This window comes from Porcipelethomonas sp., from assembly GCF_051893655.1.
Lineage (GTDB): Bacteria > Bacillota > Clostridia > Oscillospirales > Ruminococcaceae > Porcipelethomonas.
In genome coordinates, this window is record NZ_JBJFHN010000037.1 from 1 (window position 1) to 3,986 (window position 3,986).

At 36.8% G+C, this 3,986-nt stretch carries 3 protein-coding genes; 1 reads left to right on the forward strand and 2 read right to left on the reverse strand.

The window, feature by feature from the left end; genetic code table 11:
- Positions 1–112: 112 nt before the first annotated feature.
- The gene (locus tag ACI4WO_RS02010; protein WP_439805888.1) at positions 113–1,057 is read right to left on the reverse strand and encodes a glycosyltransferase family 2 protein; all 945 of its coding nucleotides are present in this window, start codon (positions 1,055–1,057) and stop codon (positions 113–115) included.
- The gene (locus ACI4WO_RS02015) at positions 1,054–2,181 is read right to left on the reverse strand and encodes an SGNH/GDSL hydrolase family protein (RefSeq protein WP_439805889.1); all 1,128 of its coding nucleotides are present in this window, start codon (positions 2,179–2,181) and stop codon (positions 1,054–1,056) included. Before ACI4WO_RS02015 ends, ACI4WO_RS02010 begins: the two co-directional genes overlap by 4 nt.
- Before the next feature lie 460 nt (positions 2,182–2,641).
- Here ACI4WO_RS02015 and alr point away from each other — a divergent pair, with 460 nt between their 5' ends.
- On the forward strand, positions 2,642–3,781 hold the full coding sequence (alr, locus tag ACI4WO_RS02020) for an alanine racemase (protein ID WP_439805890.1): 1,140 nt from the start codon (positions 2,642–2,644) through the stop codon (positions 3,779–3,781).
- Positions 3,782–3,986: the final 205 nt, after the last annotated feature.

The window sequence follows — 3,986 nt, forward strand, 5'->3', positions numbered from 1 at the left end:
GCTTCTTTCTTTTGTGTGAACAAAGAAAGAAGTGTGTTTCTTTGGTTCGTTTCTTGTCACATGACAAGAAATGAACATAGTCTTTGTTATCTTTCTTTTAAAGAAAGACTAATCAATCCTTTAAGTATTCTTCAACTATGTATTTAGGTCTTGCCTTAGTTTCAAGATAGATTTTACCGATATATTCGCCGATAATACCTATAGCAAGCAGCTGAAGTCCGCCGATTGCCCAGACTGATACAACAATAGAAGTCCAGCCCTCAACGGTAGCACCAGTAAAATGTCTTATAAGGAAATAAATCAGCATAATAATACTTATAGTAAATATTCCAACGCCCAGAGCAGTAATCATTCTGATAGGTTTTATTGAAAGAGAAGTTATTCCCTCCATTGCAAATGCAAGCATTTTTTTCAAGGGATATTTTGATTCTCCGGCGAATCTTTCTTTTCTTTCATAGTATACTGAATCAGACTTGTAGCCTATCATAGGTACAATACCTCTTAAGAACAGATTTACCTCTTTAAACTGCTCCAGACCGTTTAATGCACGGCGGCTCATAAGGCGGTAATCCGCATGATTGAATGTAACCTCCACGCCCATTTTTGCCATAATCTTATAAAATGATTCAGCGGTGAATTTTTTAAAGAACGTGTCAGTTTTTCTGGCACTTCTTACACCGTAAACAACATCACAGCCATCTTCCGTATATTTTTCCACCATAGCGTCTATAGCATTGATATCGTCCTGCAAATCAGCGTCAAGAGAGATTGCGGCGTCACATTCATCCTTTACAGTCATAAGTCCGGCAAGAAGAGCGTTCTGATGTCCCTTGTTTCGTGAAAGCTTTATGCCACGGAAAATTTTGTCGCTGTTATGCAGTTCCTCAATTATTTCCCATGTTTTGTCTTTTGAACCGTCGTTTACGAAAACAATACGGCTTTTATCAGAAATTTTACCTTTGCTGCAAAGACTTTCCATTTTTTCCTTCAGCTGTCTTGCAGTTTCGTGAAGAACCTCCTGTTCATTGTAGCATGGAATAACTAAATAAAGAATCATTTTGTTTTCCTGTCCTTTCTCATATTAGAATATATTTTAATACATAATGATACCATTACAAGACATATTCCCAATTTAAAAAGAATACCTGAAATTTTTGATTTTGTACTTTTTTTAGAATTATTATTTTTTGCAGCAGTTTCTGAAGTTTCAGTCTGTTGTGTTTCAGAAATGTCAGTTTCAGCTGCGGCAGCTTCCGGACTATTTTTGATTCTCAGGCAGCCGTTTGAAAGATTTCTGACTTCCGACATAATATTTTCCGGTATTTGTGAAAGATCAGATTTCGGAATAGTCGAAGCGGCGTCCTTAAAAACGTCATAATTTCCGGACATTCTTAATTTCTGAACAATTTCCTCTGCGATAAGCATATGTCCAAGATAATTAGGGTGAATATCAAGTTCATTTATATTTGTAAAAAGCCACGGCTTTTCATTAAGTTTCAGATTTATATCAGCAACGATTACCGGCTGTTGCTTCACAGAATTATTTATCGTACCTAAATACATTGATGTGAATACTTTCAAAGGCTTCATAATATTATTAAGCTGTTCATTATCCGTTTCAAAAGGATTGTAAACAGTCTGAAAGACCACAAGTGCGGCAGAATTTATATTTGAGATCTGTTCGCTTATAGTATACATATTTTCTTTTGCCTGTGAAGCTGCCGGACCGAATCCGGACGAAAACTGAGTTAAAAACTGCTGTATAAATTCCGAAGAAATCTGAAACTGACCATTATCGGTTTGTGAAATACCATCAAGCTGATAAAGAGCATCTTCAAAAACATGAAGAATATCATTTCCGCCTATACTGACGCATACCAGATCGGCTTTTTCAAGAGATTTTCTTACTTCCTTATCCTCATCAAGCTGTTTTATAAGTTCGGAAGTCTGTCTGCCGTTAACTGCATAATTATCAAGTTCTGCGTTAAAATATTTTTCGAGATAGTCACAATAGGAAAGTTCGTCATTTTCCAGACCGTATCCGGTTGAAATACTGTCCCCCAAAACGGTTATATTATCTAAAGAAAATGCTTCCGGCTGTGCATACGCATCTATATTAAGACATACTGCAGAAATCACAACTGCCGTAAAAACTGTTTTCTTAAATCTTATTTTGCTCATCTCCTTTCAGGAAAAAATTATTAATTTAATCATAACATATTATATAATTTTTTTCAAGCCTTACTTTTTTGAAAAAAAGTAAGCAAAAACCCGCTTTTTGAAAAAAGCTTGGCAAAAACTTTCAGACGTGACTTTCTTTTATTCATTCCTTTAGATAAGGCTCGACCTCTTACTTTTTAAAAAAAGTAAGTCAAAAACACGCTTTTTGAAAAAAGCTTGGCAAAAACTTTCAGACGTGACTTTCTTTTATTCGTTCCTTTAGATAAGGCTCGACAGATTACTTTGTAGGGGCGAGCATTGCTTGCCTTCTTTTACTTTCTTGAAGCATCAAGAAAACTTATTAATTTGCAATTAAAAAGAAACTTGCGTCTAAAAGTAAAAAAAGGGTTTATTTTTCCTTGAAAAAGTAGTATAATAAAATGGATTAAGTTTTCAAAAAGGGAGGACATTTGTGCTAATTATGAAACCCTACTTAAAAAGAGCCTGGGCAGAGGTGAGTCTGGGAGCACTGGAATCAAATATAGAGAAAATAAAGTCGCTTCTGCATGAAAATACACAGATCATGGCGGTTATAAAAGCGGATGCTTACGGACACGGTGAAGATGAAATACTTAAAAAACTCCGGGAATGCGGTATCAGATATTTTGCGGTATCCAATCTGGACGAGGCTGTAAGCGTCAGAAAACACTGTCCCGATGCTGAAATACTTATCCTCGGCTTTACTCCTCCGGAATATGCTTCCGAGCTTGAGGAAAACAATATCATTCAGGGAGTTTTGTCCTATGAATACGCAAAAGAACTTGACAGCTTTGCAAAACAAAAAGTAAGATGCCATGTAAAAATAGATACCGGAATGGGAAGAATCGGTCTTAAATATAATGATCCTTCAAAGTGTGCAGATGAAGTACAGAAAATAATCTCCCTTGACAAAATAAGTGCTGAGGGACTTTATACGCATTTTGCCGTTGCGGATAATCCTGACGATGCTGAAAGCTGTGAATACACAAAAAATCAGGCAGACTTTATTGTTGATGTTTACAATATTTTAAAAGAAAGAGGATATGCTCTCAGACACTGCCATTTTCTTAACAGTGCCGGAATCTGTTATCACAACCGTCCGGAAAGCACTCTTGCAAGGGCAGGTATTATTATGTATGGTCTGTATCCGAATTATCCCGTAAAGCTGCCCGTTGATTTAAAACTGGTAATGTCCCTTAAGGCAGTAGTGTCACAAGTCAAAAAACTTCACAAGGGCGACAGTGTAAGCTACGGAAGAACCTACAAAGCCGATTGTGACGGTATCACTGCTGCAACGGTAACAGTGGGATATGCTGACGGATATTCAAGACTGCTTTCCGGCAAGGCTGACGTACTGGTAAGAGGAAAACGCTGTCCGATTATAGGAAGAGTGTGTATGGATCAGCTTGTACTTGACGTTTCAGATGCAGGCGGTGTAAAAGAGGGAGATATAGTAACCCTTATCGGCAGGGACGGCTGTGAGGAAATTACCGCCGATGAGCTTGCTTCTCTTTACGGAACTATCGGATATGAAGTAGTATGCGGAATCTCTAAACGTGTTCCACGCATATATGTGGACTGAATCTTTCTTTTAAAGAAAGATTGAAAGACGTATTTTTCCTTACTTTCTTAAAGATTTAAGAAAGTAACAAAGACTATGTTCATTTCTTGCGGATATACGCTTTATGAAAGCGTAAGGAAAGTTTTTTTGTTATTTACTTTCTTGTAGCAACAAGAAAGTAACAAAGAAATGCTAATTTACTTTCTTTTCATGTGAAAAGAAAGTA